This is a genomic window from Flavobacterium sp. UBA7682, assembly GCF_002482945.1.
GTDB lineage: Bacteria > Bacteroidota > Bacteroidia > Flavobacteriales > Flavobacteriaceae > Flavobacterium.
Genome location: NZ_DLGY01000031.1, coordinates 1 through 17,861 on the forward strand (window position 1 = coordinate 1; position 17,861 = coordinate 17,861).

At 36.2% G+C, this 17,861-nt stretch carries 10 protein-coding genes and 1 pseudogene; 1 reads left to right on the forward strand and 10 read right to left on the reverse strand.

Features of this window, described 5'->3' with window-relative positions; translation table 11 throughout:
• The 3 genes from B3C16_RS08475 to B3C16_RS08485 all read right to left on the reverse strand — a co-directional run.
• Nucleotides 1-3,069, reverse strand: a 3,069-nt coding sequence (locus tag B3C16_RS08475) for a hypothetical protein (RefSeq protein ID WP_291130886.1), incomplete at its 3' end; no start/stop codon positions are given.
• A gap of 132 nt (nucleotides 3,070-3,201) precedes the next feature.
• Complete coding sequence (locus B3C16_RS08480; protein ID WP_291130889.1) at nucleotides 3,202-8,268, reverse strand: T9SS type B sorting domain-containing protein; 5,067 nt, start codon at nucleotides 8,266-8,268, stop codon at nucleotides 3,202-3,204.
• Between the two features lie 114 nt (nucleotides 8,269-8,382).
• Nucleotides 8,383-10,635, reverse strand: coding sequence for an inorganic phosphate transporter (locus tag B3C16_RS08485; protein WP_291130892.1), 2,253 nt, complete (start codon nucleotides 10,633-10,635; stop codon nucleotides 8,383-8,385).
• Nucleotides 10,636-10,765: 130 nt separating this feature from the next.
• On the opposite strand from B3C16_RS08485, the gene B3C16_RS08490 reads away from it, so the two are divergent.
• Complete coding sequence (locus tag B3C16_RS08490) at nucleotides 10,766-11,596, forward strand: mechanosensitive ion channel family protein (protein ID WP_291130895.1); 831 nt, start codon at nucleotides 10,766-10,768, stop codon at nucleotides 11,594-11,596.
• Here B3C16_RS08490 and tsaB read toward each other — a convergent pair.
• The 7 genes and pseudogenes from tsaB to sufC form a co-directional block, all read right to left on the reverse strand.
• Nucleotides 11,593-12,258 (reverse strand): tRNA (adenosine(37)-N6)-threonylcarbamoyltransferase complex dimerization subunit type 1 TsaB, encoded by a 666-nt coding sequence (gene tsaB / locus B3C16_RS08495; RefSeq protein ID WP_291130898.1) that lies wholly within the window; start codon nucleotides 12,256-12,258, stop codon nucleotides 11,593-11,595. The genes B3C16_RS08490 and tsaB overlap by 4 nt on opposite strands.
• A gap of 2 nt (nucleotides 12,259-12,260) precedes the next feature.
• Nucleotides 12,261-13,619 (reverse strand): TolC family protein, encoded by a 1,359-nt coding sequence (locus B3C16_RS08500; RefSeq protein ID WP_291130899.1) that lies wholly within the window; start codon nucleotides 13,617-13,619, stop codon nucleotides 12,261-12,263.
• A gap of 9 nt (nucleotides 13,620-13,628) precedes the next feature.
• Nucleotides 13,629-14,738 carry an efflux RND transporter periplasmic adaptor subunit gene (locus B3C16_RS08505; RefSeq protein ID WP_291130902.1) on the reverse strand — a complete coding sequence of 370 codons (1,110 nt, stop codon included), beginning with the start codon at nucleotides 14,736-14,738 and terminating at the stop codon, nucleotides 13,629-13,631.
• Between the two features lie 65 nt (nucleotides 14,739-14,803).
• Nucleotides 14,804-15,853: a thiamine-phosphate kinase gene (gene thiL / locus B3C16_RS08510; RefSeq protein WP_291130905.1), complete on the reverse strand. Its 1,050-nt coding sequence runs from the start codon at nucleotides 15,851-15,853 to the stop codon at nucleotides 14,804-14,806.
• Between the two features lie 13 nt (nucleotides 15,854-15,866).
• Complete coding sequence (locus B3C16_RS08515; RefSeq protein WP_349680455.1) at nucleotides 15,867-16,310, reverse strand: hypothetical protein; 444 nt, start codon at nucleotides 16,308-16,310, stop codon at nucleotides 15,867-15,869.
• Between the two features lie 24 nt (nucleotides 16,311-16,334).
• Nucleotides 16,335-17,651 carry a Fe-S cluster assembly protein SufD gene (sufD, locus tag B3C16_RS08520; protein ID WP_291130907.1) on the reverse strand — a complete coding sequence of 439 codons (1,317 nt, stop codon included), beginning with the start codon at nucleotides 17,649-17,651 and terminating at the stop codon, nucleotides 16,335-16,337.
• A gap of 68 nt (nucleotides 17,652-17,719) precedes the next feature.
• A pseudogene (gene sufC, locus B3C16_RS08525) lies at nucleotides 17,720-17,861 on the reverse strand (Fe-S cluster assembly ATPase SufC); the annotation flags it as partial.

The following is a 17,861-nucleotide window of genomic DNA, read 5'->3' on the forward strand; positions in this document are numbered from 1 at the left end:
GTCTACAAAATCTGAAGAGGGACAGCCTGTGGCCGTGTTGGTTATCGTTAAGGTGTAGCGTCCGCCCGAACTTACTAATGGGGTTCTGGTATCTGCGCCGCTATCGATTACGCCACCATTGCTCGCTGTCCATAAATACGTCATCGTCGCGCCTGTACTGCTTAAACTTGCGTCTAATGTTACCATCGGGCGGGTGCACGTGATGTCTTGCGGAATAGCGATGTTGACCGTGGGTAAAACACGGTTTTCTTTTACAACAACAGAACGTTCTGCAGGACAATCTGGCTTAGTTAAATCGGTAACTGTTAATTTATATGTTCCTGCTCGATTAACCACCGCAACATTAGTATTGGCTCCACTTAGAATGTTTCCATCAGTGGTAGTCCATTGATACACAATATCAGGCCCTGTAGTAGAAGCTGTTCCATTTAAGGTAACGGTTTGATTAGCCGAATCACAAGTTAATATTGATGGAGCAGCAATAACTGCTTTTGGATCAGTTACATCAGAAATCACAGTAACAGTATCTTCATCAAAACACTTATTAGTCGTATTGGTAATTCTTAAAGTATAAGTGTCCGCAGAAGAAGTAGTTAATGTTTCTGTGGTACCCACTACAGCACCTGCACTAGACTTCCATTCATATTCATAGGTCGTATTAGTATCTGTAACACTAGAACCCGTTGTAGAAACTGTCACAGAGGTTACCGAGCAAGTTAAAGTTCCCGAAGGCTGACCCATTACTATAGTTGGCTGTACTTTATCTTCAGTTACTGTTATTTTTTTGGAAATATTACAACTATTAGCAGCGTTTTCAATACGTAGAGTATATTGCCCTGCCTGAGTAACACTTAATTGAGCGGCGGCGGCGTTGTTCCCTCTTTTGTTTTCAGAATTATCTGGATTCAACCAAATATAAGTAACTGTTGCGCTTGGCGGTGGCGTAGAAGCCGAAGCATTTATTGTTACGGATTGTCTATCACAGGTTAAAACTTGTGGATTAGCAAATGAAACTACTGGTATATTTTTATCGGCTGTAATTACAATTGGATCCGAGATATCTTCACAACTAGTCAAATTAGTATTAGAAACTTTTAAAGTATAAGATCCTGCTGAAGAAGCAGAGAATGTTGCAGCCGTTTCTCCTGGTAAATCCGCATTATTACGTTGCCACTGATAAGTTATTCCTGCACCCAAAGCAGTTGACCCCGTACTATTCAATGTGATAGGACTACCCCCACAATCTATTACCGTAGTTGCAGGTTGTGGCACTACAGCAACTATGTTTTGTGTAATCACATCAATTTTAGCTCTTGGGCTTTCACATCCTCCTTGTACTTGAGAAACATAATAAGAAACCGTCCCTGCGGTGTTGGTACTTGGCGTGGGTGCCGTTGCGCTAGCTGTACCACCTGTTGGCACAGTATACCAACGCAAGGTGCCACCAGCTGTCGGAGTTGCCGTTAAAGGAACTGCTATTGCGTTGATACAATAGTTTACGTTTGAAACCGCCGGGGCTGTTGGAGCCGCTAGTGTGGCAATTGATTGGTTAGAAGAATCTGGACAAGCACCTGCCGTTGTATAAGTTACATTATAAGTAGTGCTCGGCAAAGCATTTGAAATCGCTCCTGTCGATGCATTAATTATTGCTCCGTCTGTTGGTGCAGGTGCGGTAAAACTGAATGTACCTCCTGTTGTGCCTGTAATAGTTGCCGTAGCTGAATTACAAGTAGCTGACAGGGTAAAAGCAGGATTATCTTTAGCTAAAACTGTAACAGGCACTGCTGCCGACACACCTCCACAAGGTGGTGCAACTGTATAAGTAGCCGCATAAGTCACCCCTGGAGTACCACCTGTAATTACCCCTGTTGAGGTGTTAATCGAAGCCACGCCATCTGGATTAGAAGTTAACGCAAATATTCCTCCTGCTGGTGAAATATTAGAGGCTGTTGCCCCAGTACAGGTTGCTGTATAAGTGAATGATGGCGTGGCTGATGCGCTTGCTGTAAGAGTAAAATCTGCAAAACCACCTTTTTCACATGAATCTACGTCTAAGATAGTATATGTAAAAACACTTGTGCCCGCAGTCATCCCTGTTACATTACCCGAAGCATCTATAGAACCCGTACCTGACTTTCTTGTCCAAACACCATTACCAGCCGAATTACTTGCAGGCGAACCCGTTAATTTAGCTGTTGCAGTTGGGCTTGCACATAATGTTGTGGTAGGCCCCGTAATGGTTACTGATGTTGTTGAGTTATTACAAGTAACAAAACTAATATCGTCCAATGCAAAATCATTACCACACCCTTTCCCTCCTCTGTCACGCAAAACTAATGTTATTTGAGACTGCTTAGGGATAAATTGTATAAATGCTTCTTGCCATAAATCGGTAATTTTCGCAGGTGTGGTAGCCGGTGCTAATTTATTAAAACCTGGAATATCTTTACTTTCTATCTTAAATGCAGGAGTACCTGTTACATTTGTTCCATAATAAATTTCAAAAGCAATATTCACTTCTTTTTCAGTTCCAGCCGCGCAAGCTCCTGGCTTTAAAACATTCGCTATCCAAGCCGAAAATTGATATTCATTATTAACCGTAACATTTATAGTTTTTTGATATGCTATTTTACCTATCGTAGTACCATCCCCATTTAATTGCACGTAATTACCCGTTCCATTACCTGTAGTATGATCTACAAAATTTTGATGCCAACCAGGAAAAGACAAAGTATTTTGTTGAGCACAACCAGTTTGCCCATCATACTTAGCATTAACATTTGAAAGAATAAGATAACCCCCGTCATTTGGACCCTGATTAATAGGACAATTACTAATAGGAATACCTGCACTAGGATCTGAAGCATTCCAATTTTCCTTACCTATAATACCAAACTCTGTTGTAGTTCCTAATGGCAACTTGTTAGTTGCAATAGGGCTATTCCCAAAATCTTCCTTAAAATTCTGCCCAAAAACAGAAAATGAAGCTGTTAGGAAAAATATATGCAATAGGAGTTTTCTTCCGAATAATAAAGAAAAAACAGTCTGTAGGGGTAATTTTATGTTCATACAAAAAAAGTTTGGGGCATAAAGTTAGGAAAAAAGAAACACACCATCAAAGTATTTGTGTCAACATCAATACTTTGCGGTATGTTAAAGTTATTTTATAACCGATTTGCCTTTGGCTTTTTTGTGATTTATTTAACGTTTTAGGGTAAAGTGGGACTTATAAACGATTGACTTTCCATTGTCGGTGTATTGTACCGTGAACCAATAATCATTAGACGGCAAAGCGTATCCGTTAAAGGTTCCGTTCCATTGTTCGTTGGCTCTCATTCCTTTAATTAGTTTTCCGTGCCTGTCAAAAATATGCACTTCGGCTTCAGGATGCTCTTCTAATCCCAACACTTTCCATTCGTCATTATAAGTATCTCCGTTAGGGGTAAAATAACGCATATAATCGGTAATCACCGCCGTTAAGGTTTGCGTACCACAGCCATTGATATCGGTCACCAATATTTGATGTGTTCCCGCTTCTAAATTTTCGAATAGCGGACTGGTTTGCACTTCAGCCCCATCCAAACTATAGGTATACCAATCTGGATTTTCGGAAACAATTTCCACGGAGCCTTTTCCTGTAAAAGGACTGGTTAAATAACTTACACTAGCTTGAGGTTCAAAATAAGGAATAACAGTTGCATTCGCTATTGCCTGGCACAAAGTTCCTTTATGAATAGCGGTTACCTGATAATCCCCCGAAGCTTGAACTTGCAAGGTATTTCTGGTTTCATTTGGCAATACCGAACCATTCCACTCCCAAATAAAATCATGGGTTGCCATCAGTAATCCCGCATTTAAAGTAACCGTATTAACTGCTTGATTAGTTTGTGAATTCATACATAAAGGGACATCTTGAACCAAAACAGGCGTCGGATTCAAATTGACCTGCAAGGCAAACGAAGTGTAATCACTACAATTAGGCAATTGATTTCGAGTAACTTGTACGTATATATTTTGCGGATATGCCGTATTGTTATAATTAATTGGGGTTAAAATTTCGTTAGACAATACTCCTGATAATTCTGTTTCAAAATATTTGATAGTTACCTCTGCCGGGTTAATTCCATTTAAAATAGCTTCTTGAAATTCAGTTAAATCAAAAGTAGCGGTTCTTATTCCACTTACTAAATCCCCACATTCGGTTAAAGAAGCGGTGGGTTGTTCCAAAACGACCTCTTCGCCTACTAATAAATCAAAAGAATAAGTTTTAAAACATTCCGAATCACGATGTTCTACCCTTGTCCAAATGGTTTGAACCAATCCAGTACTGCGGTACAAATCAGGTAATTGACGAATTTTATCATTAGCATCTTGTTCATTCAAATAATAGGTTACTTGATAATCCTGAGAAGGATTCAAATTGACTAAGATTCTATTGGCATGTCCGCTTAAATCAAATACGGCATTACCAGCACCTACTGCTCCACAAACCAATAAATTTTCAATTTGATTAGATTCTGGCAAAGGATAAACCATTAAAGTCAATGGAACTACACTAAAACAACCCGTATCTTCATTGAGCGCCCTTACGTATATCGTTTGATTATCTCTTTGGGTATTGGGAAATGTTTGTGGATTAAGAATTGAATTTTGATTAAATACAGCGTCCGCATCTGAAACAAAATAAGTTAAAGTGATTCCTCCTTCTTCATTAATAATTTGTTCTTCTTTTTCGGTTAAATCAAATATTTCTATTCCGTTTCCAGTATCGGTGACATCACATCTTTCCAATAGTACACCAGCTTCTGGGGAAGGATTGGGCAATACTCTTAAAGTAATATTACCATAATTGACACATTCTGTAACTTGGTTAGTTACTCGTGCATACAACACTTGCGGATTAACGGTATTGATAAATGCAGTTTCATTTACAAAATCATTACCCCCAGTTTCTGCTGCCAAACGGCTGGTGTAAAATCTTCTTTGATATCCTAATTCATTATTTACTAAAGCAGAAGAAGTATCAGTTAAATCAAAAGTAGCGATACCATCTTTTAAATTAGCTCCATTATCGCATATTTCAACAGGATCCAACACCTGCAATTGAGGCAATGGATGAGCTACTATGTCAAAAAAAGTGGTTCTATAACAATCCGTAACTGTATTGGTTGCTCTTGCCCAAATGGTTTGACTATTGGCTATTGTATTTCTGAAATTAGCGACATCTGTTATCGCATTTAATCCAGATTCTGCATTTGCCAAAGTGGTAAAAAACTGTACTTGTACATTTTGTTGGATGGTATTTTTTAACACTTGTTGCTCGCGAAGTGTCAAATCAAAATAAGTATAGCCATCAGCATCTTCATCACAATTAGGAATATCTTCTACTTCGTAATTAATTTGTGGCGCCGCCAAAGCTTCTAAAACTAAAGAAACGATTCTAGGGCAAAATGTTTTATTATTTACGGCTCTTACAAAAACGGTTTGACGGTCTTTTGTGATGTTGGTAAAGGCATTTGGTAGCGGAAATAAATTGTCTTGAGCATTTTCTAAAGTTTCGTGATAGGTTACGGCAACATCAGGGTCGTTATCTATAATAGCTTCTGTTATTTCATTAAAATCAAAAACCGCAAAACCATCGGCATCATCATCACATTCCTGAAACGGACGGGTAATTCTTGGACTAGGCAATGGATTGATTACTAAATCTAAGTTAGAAATGGCGTAACATTGGGTATCATTATTTTCTACCCTTATATAAATTACTTGTATTGGACTTGTAACATTTGTGTAATTATCGGGCAATCGATTGCGTTTATTTTGAGCATCTGCATCGGTTAAATAATAATTTACTGACCAATTAGAATTTCCATTTTTGATTTCTTCGTCTTTTGAACGCAAATTAAATGTTGCGAAACCTGTTCTATTTTCTAAACTACATTCTTCTAATCTGTAAAATGGTTGTACAACAGGAATGCTATTATCGGGCAACACGGTTATTTCTTGAAATCTTTCACAACCCAATACCGGATTGCTGATTGTTAAACGATAAATACCTGGTTGAGAAACAGTGGTTCTTAATTGATTTGTTGCACCAGTAATAATACCATCTTCGGTAGTCCAAGAAAAAACCAAACCAGCATCGTTAGAAGACCCGCTAGCATCTAAAGTCGTATTTCCGACACAAGCTAAGGTAATTTCAGTGGGCAAATCAATAATAATAGCCGATGGATCTGCTTGAACTTCTACAGAAGCACTATCATCACACCCTGTTACAGAATTCATCACATTTAAGGTATAAGTTCCTGGTTGGGTAACTTCTAACGTTAATCCTGTGTTGTCTCCTGAAATTTCCCCACCGTTACTGGCAGACCAAGAATACACTAAATTAGCCCCTCTGGAAGATTCTAATCCATCTAATAAAAGAGAAGGAACAGAACACGAAAGAAGTTCTGGTACAGCAATTTGAGCAACTGGTCTAGTTCTGTCAGAAACCAACACCTCGCTAAAACTGTCTTTACAACCATTAGAAGTATTGGTAACTGTTAATGTATACCTACCTTCTGCAGAAACCGTTGCGGTATGGGTATCCCCTCCAGAAACAATTACCCCACCTTCGGTTGCCGTCCATTCATAAGAAAAATTAGCTCCTGAACTAGATGCGCTTCCATCCAACACAACTGTAAATTCCCGACAAGTTTTTACCTCTGGCAAAACAAACGTAGCTGTAGGCATGTCTGAACTTTCTATTACACTTACTGAAGCCAGATTTGAACAATTTTGATTGGAATCAGTTGCGGTAAGCCTGTAAATACCAGCTCGATCTACTACAGGAGTTAATGTATTTGCTCCCGAAACTATATTTCCATTTGTTGTAGTCCACAAATAAGTAATGGTTGGTCCCTGTTCTGATGCAGAAGCATCAATTGTAATTCGTGGATTAACACAGGAAATTTGTTCGGGACGTATTATTTCTATTAAAGGCCTTACTTGATTATTTCCAATTCTTAATTCGTAAACACTTGAGCAAATCCCTGAAGTTACCGTTAAAGTATAATTACCACGCCCTTTAATAGTTGCTCTACTAGTATTGCCCCCAGAAATAATTTCACCGGTATTTGTTGTCCAAGAATAGGTTAAATTAGCCCCTGTTGAGCCTGAAGCATCTAAAATAATAGGTTCACTCGCGCAAATAGGGTATGGAGGTTCTGCAATTATGGCCTGTACTGGTATTAAATCAATCGTTAAAGTAGCTATACTGTAACACCCCTCATTATTTTCCACCCTTACATAAACCACTTCATTGTCTTGAGCAATATAAGACTCAGGATTAGGTATTCTACCTCGGTTTCGAGTAGCATCACTTAAAGAATTAAAATACCGAAAAGTACCCGATGTTGCAATTTGATTTCTTACAGCAACCTCGGTCATATTTACCACACCTGTGTTCTCTCCTTCAGTAAAACATCCTGGCATAGAGGCATTATTTACAGGAATAACATCTAAAAAAATCTGTACATCTTGTATGGTGTGATTATCAGAAGCAAGTCCTGTTGAGGCGGAAAATCCAAAATATCCTTGGGTAATTAATCCTGCGCTTTCATTTTCAGGTAATGCAACCTGATTCATAACTATATTCCCATTAACAGAAACTGTTAGAAATCCATTATTCCAAATAATTTCTGCATTTTGATATTGATTAGAGCGTAAATCCGGAACAGATACTTTTGTGGTTACATTTTGCTCCTGAAAGTTACCTCCCCAATAAGCCATTACAGAAGGATTGTCTCCTGCCGAGTCGTTATCAAACACATCAAACCCTACCTTTAAGCCTCGGTTAGATGAAGAATCACCAGTATTCGGCATTCCCAAAGCAGAACCAGGATGGGTGCCCTGAGGAGGATTCTCTAAAAACCAAAAAGCCAATCCATCACCTGTGCTGGTAATACCATCTTGAGTAAAAGGCAATCCTCCAGACATTAAATATTTAAATCGAACACGGAAGTTTCGACAATTAGCAATACTGTATGGTTGGTCATAATATATAGCTCCAGATTGGTTAGGCAAAGCTGGAACCAAAAGAACTTCTCCAGGACGAGTTACTGAAGAACCCGTTGAAACCCAGCCTTGATAATTTATTGGATTTCCAAAAAGTTCAGCAACCAAAGTAGTTTGCCCAAAAGAAACATCACTCCAAATAACAACTAAAAATAAAGTTGTAATCAAAGTTAAATAAGAAAATTTTTGATTGAGTAGTTTTAGCTTCATAAGCTTAATTTATTATGCATACATAAATGTATGATAAAAATCATTGTAAGTAAATAAAAAAACTCATAAAAATGTTGATTCTTATGAGTTTTTTTGCTTTTCTTTTGAAGAAAACTATTTCTTTTTTGTTTTTACATGATGATGGAATTCTTTAAATAATTCCAACAAATTAATGGTGGACTTGATTAAATCATTCGTTTCTAAAAGCAATCCAAAGTATAATTTACTATTTTTTGGACTGGTTTCGGTAGTTCTAATTCTAATGATTTGTTTTTGAATTAAATCCGAAACATTATTTAGTAAAACATCTTTTTGCAACAGTAATAAATCAATTTTATCGAAATCTTTATTTTCAAATGCCTGACCAATTTTTTCGAAATAATCCCTAAGGTGAGTGTCAATTAATTTTAAATCTCGTATTTGATTAAACTTTAATTGCTTGTGATTATTATTAACGTGCGAGAAACTATTTTGTGTAATAAAATTCAAGGACTGAGCAATATCTTGTAAGTACCCTAAAATAATTACATAAAACTTACTTGCCTCTAATGATGTTTCATCTAAATTCTTAATAAAAAAGTATACGTTGTTTTTTAACTCATCAATTTCTTTTTCAACTTTTTTAAGGTTCTTTCTATTCTCTTTCAGTTTATTCAAATCTTGCAAACCAAGATTGGCGATAACTTCGGAATAAATGGTTTTAGCATTAGTAATCGCCTGTGAAATTTGATGAGAACTTTCGTTGATGATTTCGTTTATCGTAACAATATCTTCTCTTCTTAGTTTTTTAAGTTCTTCTTTAGCTTTTACTTTTCTACTATGCAATTGGTTACTTCTGTAAAAAAACAAGGCTACAAAAATCATTAATGCCACAAAAGCATATACTTGACCGTAACTTAATAAAAAGGCTACTAATCCAGAAAACAAAAAGGCTGCAAGAGCGGTAATAAACCACCCTCCTATCACATTGAAAACTCCTGCTATACGATAAACCGCACTTTCACGATCCCAAGCTCTATCGGCAAATGAAGAACCCATCGCTACCATAAAAGTCACATAAGTAGTAGACAAAGGTAACTTCATGGATGTTCCAATGGATATCAACACACTCGCTACAATCAGATTAACCGATGCGCGAACTAAATCAAAGTTAGGCTGGTCATCCAACTTACCAACCACTTCTGGCTTTATGAATTGCCTATCTATTTTTTCTTGTATGCTTTTAGGCATAATAAAACTTAATGCCCCGCCTATATACATGGCACCACGAACAATATACCTTGACAAATGATTCGCATCATATTTTTCAGCACCTTCGCCTTGGCGTGACAAGCTCATTTCGGTATCGATTACTGAACGTGCTTTTTTTGAAGTCCATAAAGTAAACACCATTACTATCCCAGCAAAAGCCAAAAAAAACATCGGTGCTTTAATATCACTTTCACCTAGTGGAGTCATCATGAAATTTTCGGCCGTTTGCCCACTAGCGATATAAAACTCATAAGCCTGATAAGCCGCAATAGGCACCCCAATAAAATTAACCAAATCGTTCCCTGCAAAAGCCAAAGCCAATCCAAAAGTACCGATGATAATGATGAATTTAAATATGTTCATTTTTATCACACTCATAATGAATTGTGATAAAATAGTCCAAATGATAATATTGTAACCAATAATCAACAACTGATTATCTTTAATCCAGTCTTTAGCCTCGTCTGTTATAAACGTAACGCTTTTCAATCCTTTGATTAAAATAAAAAAAGTGATGGCTGTCATCGCTAATCCTCCAAAAATAGCCCCTGCGTATTTATATCTTTTTTCTAAGTGAAAAGTAAATACAATTCTAGAAAGGTATTGAACTAATGTCCCTAAAGAAAAAGACAACATAACCGACAACAGAATGCTATAAACAATTTCGGACGCTTTTTTGGTATTGATGTATTCGTAAATAGTTCCCAAATCATCCCCTAACCCTACTATTTTATATAGTGCTAAGAATACGGAAGCTCCTAATAACGAAAAAATGATGGAAACAGTTGTAGAAGTGGGCAAACCCAGCGAATTAAATATATCCAAAAGGATAACATCCGTAATCATAACCGCCAAGAAGATAATCATAACATCGTTAAAATTAAACATACTTGGATCAAAAATACCATTACGCGCAATTTCCATCATACCACTAGAAAACAAAGCACCTACGGCAATACCCACACTGGCAACAATCATGATGGTTTTGAAAGAAACAGCCTTTGAACCTAATGATGAATTCAGAAAGTTCACTGCATCATTGGAGACCCCAACCATCAAGTCGGTAATTGCCAACACACAAAGGGCTATAAGCATTAAAACATATACTTGTTCCATACAAAATATTTTTTGCAAAACTCAAATATATTAATTTATTGAATGTTAAGATAATGTTATGAATTTTAAGAAAAGGGAAATGTTTTACAATCGTGTAAGTATATTTGCGACACTTTAAAATAAAGACCTAATGAAGCAAATAGACTTATTACACATCGATCATTACATCAGTCAGTTTTTACACATTTTAGTGGATTATTCCCCAAGAGTCATCTCGGCATTTTTAATTTTAATCATCGGCTGGTACGCTATTAAAGTAGTTAAAAGTGTAGTTAGAAGCCTGATGACTAAAAGGGAAATGGAAGTTACTTTAATTAACTTTTTATCTGATGTTTTAATTTGGTTATTAAAAGCCTTATTATTTGTTACTGTAATTTCACGTTTAGGCATTGAAACCTCTTCGTTTGTTGCCTTATTAGGCGCAGCAGGTTTAGCCGTTGGTTTATCTTTACAAGGTTCTTTATCTAACTTTGCGGGCGGAGTTTTGATTATTTTATTCAAACCTTTTAAAGTAGGGGATGTCATTGAAGCACAAGGCGTGTCTGGTACTGTTAAAGAAATCCAGATTTTTGTAACCCGATTAATCACACCAGACAACCATACCATTTTTGTTCCTAATGGCGCCTTATCGAACGGAAACATCGTTAATTACACCCTTGAAGGGTATCGAAGGGCGGATTTAACTTTATCAGTAAACTATGGAACAGACATTAACAAAGCTAAGGAGATTGCCATGGAAGCGATTAAAAACAACCCTTTAGTTTTAAAAGACCCCGAACCTAATGTAAGTTTAAAAGACTTAACCGACACCTTTATTTTAATAGCGGTTAGAATCTGGGCAACCAACGACAACTTTTTAAACATGAGAAGTAGCGTTTTGGAAGATTGTAGAAATGCTTTTGATGCCAATGGCATTGAAGTACCTCATTTACAACGAGAAGTGCACATCAAAAAAATCTAATTTTTACCGCCTAATACAAAATCTTTTAAATAAAAAGGCTCAAAATAAGCGACATCTACGGTGTCGCTTATTTTATAAGATTCAAAACTAAGCGCAGCCATTTCTTGTGCCGAGGGATATTGAATTTCGGGAAGGAAATGAAAACGAGCATCACATAATAAAGATTGGCATTTTAAAGCCCCGTCGCCTACTAAATAAATTTCTTCAGGATATTCTTGAAACGAATCTTCGGTAATCACTTCCGCTTGAACAGGTCTAACCAATTCAAATTGCGACGTATAAATGGTATTATAAACTTCCATTCGTCGGGCATCCAACATGGGAACTATTAACCCCTTAGAAACATCTACTTTTTTAGCCAAAACCAATAAAGTATCAACGGCTAGTAAAGGAATGCCCAAAGCATAACTCAAGCCTTTAGCAGTGGAAACACCTATTCGTAAGCCTGTATAAGAACCAGGACCTTTACCTACCGCAATAGCACTTAAATCTTGTAGGGTAATATTTGCTTCGGCAACCACTTCTTGTATAAACACATGTAATTTTTCGGCATGAGAATAGCCTTGTTCTGCAATTTCTTTTAAAATCAATACTTCCCCGTTTTTGGCTACAGATACCGAGCAGTTTTTAGTAGAGGTTTCTAAATTTAAAATATAAGTCACGGTTAAAACAATTTAATTCCGAAATACAATTCCAAGATTTTTAAACGGAACAAATAATCATACTTTGTTTTAATGCTATCGGCTTGGGCTTGATTTAATAAAGTTTGAGCTTGATTCAAATCAAAAGAATTACTCATTCCTGCTTCGTAACGTTCTTTAGCATATCGCAAAGCTTCTTGACGCGCTTTTAAAGTTTCTTCGGAAGCTTCATAAGATTTTAAAGCCGCTTGGGTGTCAGAATAAGCGGTGTGTATGGTACGTTCCAAGTTAATTTCTGCTTGTTTGGCATTTAATTTAGCTCTTTCAAAAGCTACTTTAGAACGGTCGATATTGTTTCGGGTAGTGAATCCATTAAAAATGGGAATGTTTAAAGACAAACCAAAAGAATGTCCTTTGTTGTCTCTGAACTGGTCGGTAAATGGAGGTGGACTGGTTATTGCTACTAAAGTGTTGTTTTCGAACTTAGGTACGTCGGCATACGAAATTCTAGTATTAAAGCTGTAATACCCCGACAAAGTAGGCTTCACAGCCCCTTTGGCAATAGAGATGTCTTTTTGTGCCAAATCTATATTGGTTTGGGCAATTTTAATTTCTATACGTTCTTGTTTGGCTTTTTCAAAAATAGCCGATGGGGTTTGCAATAAAATGCTAGAATTTGCTACGTCATAATCTACCGATGCAATATCAAAGGTGGTAGGATTATCCAACAATAACAACTGAGCTAAACTTAGTTTAGAGATATATAAACTGTTTTCGGCCACAATAAATTGTTGTTTGTTTTGGGCGATTGTTGCTTTTAAATTCAATAAATCACCTTCGGGTATACGCCCACCTTTCACCAATTCTTCGGAACGTTTCAGTTGCAATTCATTAGCCAATAATTGTTGTTGTTGAATTTTTACATTCTCTTTATTGAATAGAATTTGCAAATAACTATTGGCCACATTTAAAGCAACGTCTTCTTGAATTTTAGTCAACTGATAATCCGCCGCTATTTTTGCCATTTGCGAACGACGATAACGGTTTTGATTTTGCAAACCATTATATATAACCACATTAGAATTTAAGGAAAAAGAAGAAAACTGAGTGGTTTGATTTTCCAACAAACCCGTAGTAATGTTTTGATTCAAACCTACGTTCCAAGAATGACCTGCATTAGCGCCCACCGTAGGCAAAAAAGACCCCAATGCCCCACGTTGATTAATATCAGTCAATTCTTTGTCGAGTTCTGCCCCTTTTACCGAAATATTATTTTGAATGGCGTGGCTGATACAAGCCTGTAAAGTCCAGTTTTTTGGAGTGGTTTGCGCTTGTACCCCCAAGGTAATCAAACACAAATAAAAAAAGAATTTAATGTTCATGTACGTAAGTTATTTGGATGGCGTGGCTTCTGTTTGATTCCAGATTTTGATTTTGTCTTTGTCGGTTATCCCGCTTTTAACATGCACATAAATTCCATCGCTTAAACCCAACTCTACATATTGTTTTTTAAACTGTTGTTTACCCGTTTCGATTTCTACAAAAGGTTTTTCGGTTTTGTCTTCAAATTGAATTAAAGCTTCTTTTAACACCAATACATTTTCGGCTTTATCTAAAATAATTGAAGCGTTAGCGCTTAAACCTGTTCTGATAAATGTATTGTCTTTATTAATTAAGGTTCCTTCAATTTCAAACTGAATCGCCCCGTTTTCCGTTTTTCCTTTAGGAGCAATATAATCCAGCACCGCTTCAAACACTTTATTTTCGATAGCACCCACGGTTACTTCAATCGGTAATTTTTCTTTGATTTTTCCTACTTCAGATTCGTCTACTTTTCCTTTAAAAATTAATTTACCCACATCTGCAATGGTGGCAATCGTAGTTCCTTCATTAAAATTATTGGCTTGAATTACCTGTGTCCCTACTTTTACAGGCACATCTAAAATCATTCCCGCAACTGGTGATTTTATAATAGTATTGGCCGATTGTCCTAAACCACTAGTAGTTCCTGTTTTTATGATTTCATAATTCTGAACCGTAGAAGAGTAATTTTGTTTTGCTTGTTGAAAGGATAAATCAGCCGAATCAAATTCATTAGTGGCAATCACTCCTTTTTGATATAAAGTTTTTTGCCTGTTGTATACTTTGGTTTGATTTTCTAAATTAATTCTAGCTGTTTCTACTTGATTTTTAGCATTATTCATCAAATCAATACTAGGCACTACACGTACTTTAGCAATCACATCACCAGCTTTAACCACATCACCCGCCTTCACTAAAATTTCTTGAATAATTCCCGAAATGTTCGGTTTAATATTTACCTCTTCTTTAGGGGTAATATTACCCGTTGCAATGGTTTTTTTAACAATGGTTTTCACCTCACTTTTATCAGTTTGATAAACTACAGGCTCCTGTTTATTTTTATTATATAGGTAATACAACGATGTCCCAAAGACAATGGTAATGACTACCAGCACAATAACTGTTACCGTTCTTTTCATAAAAAATATTTTTCGCTAAAATAAATCTAAATCGAACAATTGAAATGCCAATTTTTTGATAAAATTTAATCTTCTGTTAAAGCATTCCAACCTCTTGCTTTTAGAGCAATGGCTTGCCCTGCACGAGTTACTAAATTAGCGCCTGACGCCTGTTCGGTAATGTGTCCGATAACCGTTAAATTCGGATTGCCTTTGATTTTATCGAAGTCTTTTAAATCGATGGTAAATAACAATTCGTAATCTTCGCCTCCGTTGATGGCAATTGTGGTGCTGTCTACGTTAAATTCTTCGCAAGTATTGATAAATTGTGGATCGATGGGTATTTTTTCTTCGTACAGATTACAACCTACGCCTGATTGTTTACATAAATGTAAAATCTCGGAAGACAATCCGTCGGAAATATCAATCATAGAAGTCGGTTTTACTTCTAATTTTTCTAACAAATCTTTAATGTCTTTACGAGCCTCTGGCTTTAATTGTCTTTCAATTAAGTAAGTGTATCCTTCTAAGTCGGGTTGATTGTTTGGATTAACTTTGAACACTTCTTTTTCGCGTTCTAGTACTTGTAATCCTAAATAAGCGGATCCAATATCGCCGGTTACCACTAACAAATCGTTGGGTTTGGCGCCACTTCGATATACAATTTCATTTTCTTGGGCATGCCCAATAGCCGTAATACTAATGATTAATCCTTTTTGGGAAGATGTAGTATCTCCTCCTACAATATCTACGTTATAGGTTTCGGCAGCCAATAACATTCCCGCATACAATTCTTCTATGGCCTCTAAGGGAAAGCGATTAGATACAGCCAACGAAACCGTGATTTGTGTTGGTGTTCCGTTCATGGCATAGATGTCCGATAAATTGACCACCACAGCTTTATAACCCAAATGTTTTAATGGCATGTACGATAAATCAAAATGCACACCTTCGACCAATAAATCCGTAGAAACTAGCGTTTTAGTATTTGAAAAATCCAACACTGCTGCATCGTCGCCTACTCCTTTTAGAGTGTTGGGTTGTTTGATTTGTATGTGTTGAGTAAGGTGTTCTATAAGGCCGAATTCACCTAACTTAGAAAGCGAGGTGAATTCTTGTGATTTATCTTCAATCATAAATTTTGTTCTATTATCCTAACCAAGCTGACCAAGGTAAACGACTTAAAATTAACACCAAGGCAATGCTATAAAATACGCCTATGGTTTTGAATTTTTCTCCAGCAGTAGCTTTCTTTTTGTGTTTTGAAAATCCTATAGTAATTAAAGTTACCGCAATAATCATGGTTAAGGGATGTTCCACCAAATACAATCTTAAAATGGAATCTTTCATTACGCCACCCATGCCTAATTCTTGTGCTGCTGCAAAAAAAGGCGACATAAAAATCATAATCAATCCAATGGTTAATTGTAAATGTGCCAAAATCAAGGTAAACAAAGAAGCTCTTAAATCTTTAGCAGCGAAATCTTTATTACCTAGTTTTCCTAACCAAGTATTCACTATGGTATACACCAAAATGAATAATACAAAATAAGCCCAAAGTGAATGTAGATTTTGAAGAATAGAATACAACATAAGGAATTGTTTTTAAGTTTTTTATTATAAATCGAATCCCATATTTACGCCCAACTTTTGAGCAATAATTTTGGTGATTCTGGTTTTAAGTTCTGGAATTTTGATGCTTTCTATGACTTCGTTACTGAAAGCGTACATCAATAAAGCGGTAGCTTCTTTTTTAGGGATTCCACGAGATTGCATATAAAACAAAGCTTTGTCGTCTAACTGACCAACTGTACAACCATGAGAACATTTTACATCATCGGCAAAAATCTCTAATTGTGGTTTGGCATTAATCGTAGCTTTATCACCAATCAAAATATTGTTGTTTTGCTGGAAAGCATCCGTTTTTTGCGCTTCTTTTTCTACATAGATTTTACCATTAAAAACACCTGTAGATCTGTCGTTAAAAATTCCTTTATAATTTTGATGACTTTCGCAATGAGGAGTGGCATGATTTACTAAAGTATAGTGATCCACATGTTGTTTTTCGCCAATAATAGTAATGCCTTTTAAAATACTATTGATGTGCTCTCCTTGATGATAAAAGTTTAGGTTGTTTCTGGTGATATTTCCTCCGAAAGAAAAAGTGTGTACCGAAACAATACTGTCTCTTTTTTGTGCGATGTAAGTGTTGTCAATTAACGACGCTTGTAACTTGTCATTTTGGATTTTATAATAATCTACAATAGCTCTTTTTTGGGCAAAAATCTCGGTAACCGAATTGGTTAATACTGGATTGTTATTTAAACTTTGATGAGTTTCAATAATATGCACATGTGCATTTTCTCCAACAATAATTAAATTTCGAGGTTGCGTCAATAAAGCCGCTTCGTTTCCTGTTGAAAAATTAATGATTTCAATCGGCTTATCTACCACTTTTCCTTTCGGAATATTGATGTAAGCGCCTTCCGAAGCAAAAGCAGTATTTAATGACGTTAAGCTATCGTCTTTTTTAGCTACTTGATTGAAATAATTATCAATCACCATTTTGTATTTGGGTTTGGTTAATGCTGATGACATTAAACAAACATCTAATCCTTCATGGGTGGTTGCCGATAAAAAAGAGCTGTACTTTCCATCTACAAAAACTACTTTATAGGTATCAATTTCGTGTAAAAAGTACTTTTTTACTTGCTTGAACTCTATTGCGTTTTCTTTTTTAGGGAATACACTAAAATCGGTTTTTAGCAACGCACTTAAAGAGGTGTATTTCCAAGCTTCTTCTTTTTTAGTGGGGAATCCTTTGCTTTCAAAATTTTTGATGGCTTCAGTACGGATGTCATGCAAATCGGCATGTACATCTACGCGTTCTTCAAACGCCATGAAAGAGGATATGAGTTTTTCTTTTAAATCCATTTTATTTGAGATTTGAGATTTGAGATTAGTTAGCCTAATTTCAAATTTTTAATTTCAAACTTCGAATTTTAATTATTCTCTGATTTTATCCAATCATAGCCTTTTTCTTCTAACTCTAAAGCAAGTTCTTTGCCTCCTGTTTTTACAATTTTTCCATTGTATAACACGTGTACAAAATCTGGAACTATATAATCTAACAAACGTTGGTAG

Coding starts and splice junctions, on each gene's coding strand:
- B3C16_RS08485 (WP_291130892.1), bottom strand. CDS start 10,635: ATGGAACAAGTATATGTTTTAATGCTTATAGCCCTTTGTGTGTTGGCA.
- thiL (WP_291130905.1), bottom strand. CDS start 15,853: ATGATTGAAGATAAATCACAAGAATTCACCTCGCTTTCTAAGTTAGGT.
- B3C16_RS08480 (WP_291130889.1), bottom strand. CDS start 8,268: ATGAAGCTAAAACTACTCAATCAAAAATTTTCTTATTTAACTTTGATT.
- sufD (WP_291130907.1), bottom strand. CDS start 17,651: ATGGATTTAAAAGAAAAACTCATATCCTCTTTCATGGCGTTTGAAGAA.
- B3C16_RS08515 (WP_349680455.1), bottom strand. CDS start 16,310: ATGTTGTATTCTATTCTTCAAAATCTACATTCACTTTGGGCTTATTTT.
- B3C16_RS08500 (WP_291130899.1), bottom strand. CDS start 13,619: ATGAACATTAAATTCTTTTTTTATTTGTGTTTGATTACCTTGGGGGTA.
- B3C16_RS08505 (WP_291130902.1), bottom strand. CDS start 14,738: ATGAAAAGAACGGTAACAGTTATTGTGCTGGTAGTCATTACCATTGTC.
- B3C16_RS08490 (WP_291130895.1), top strand. CDS start 10,766: ATGAAGCAAATAGACTTATTACACATCGATCATTACATCAGTCAGTTT.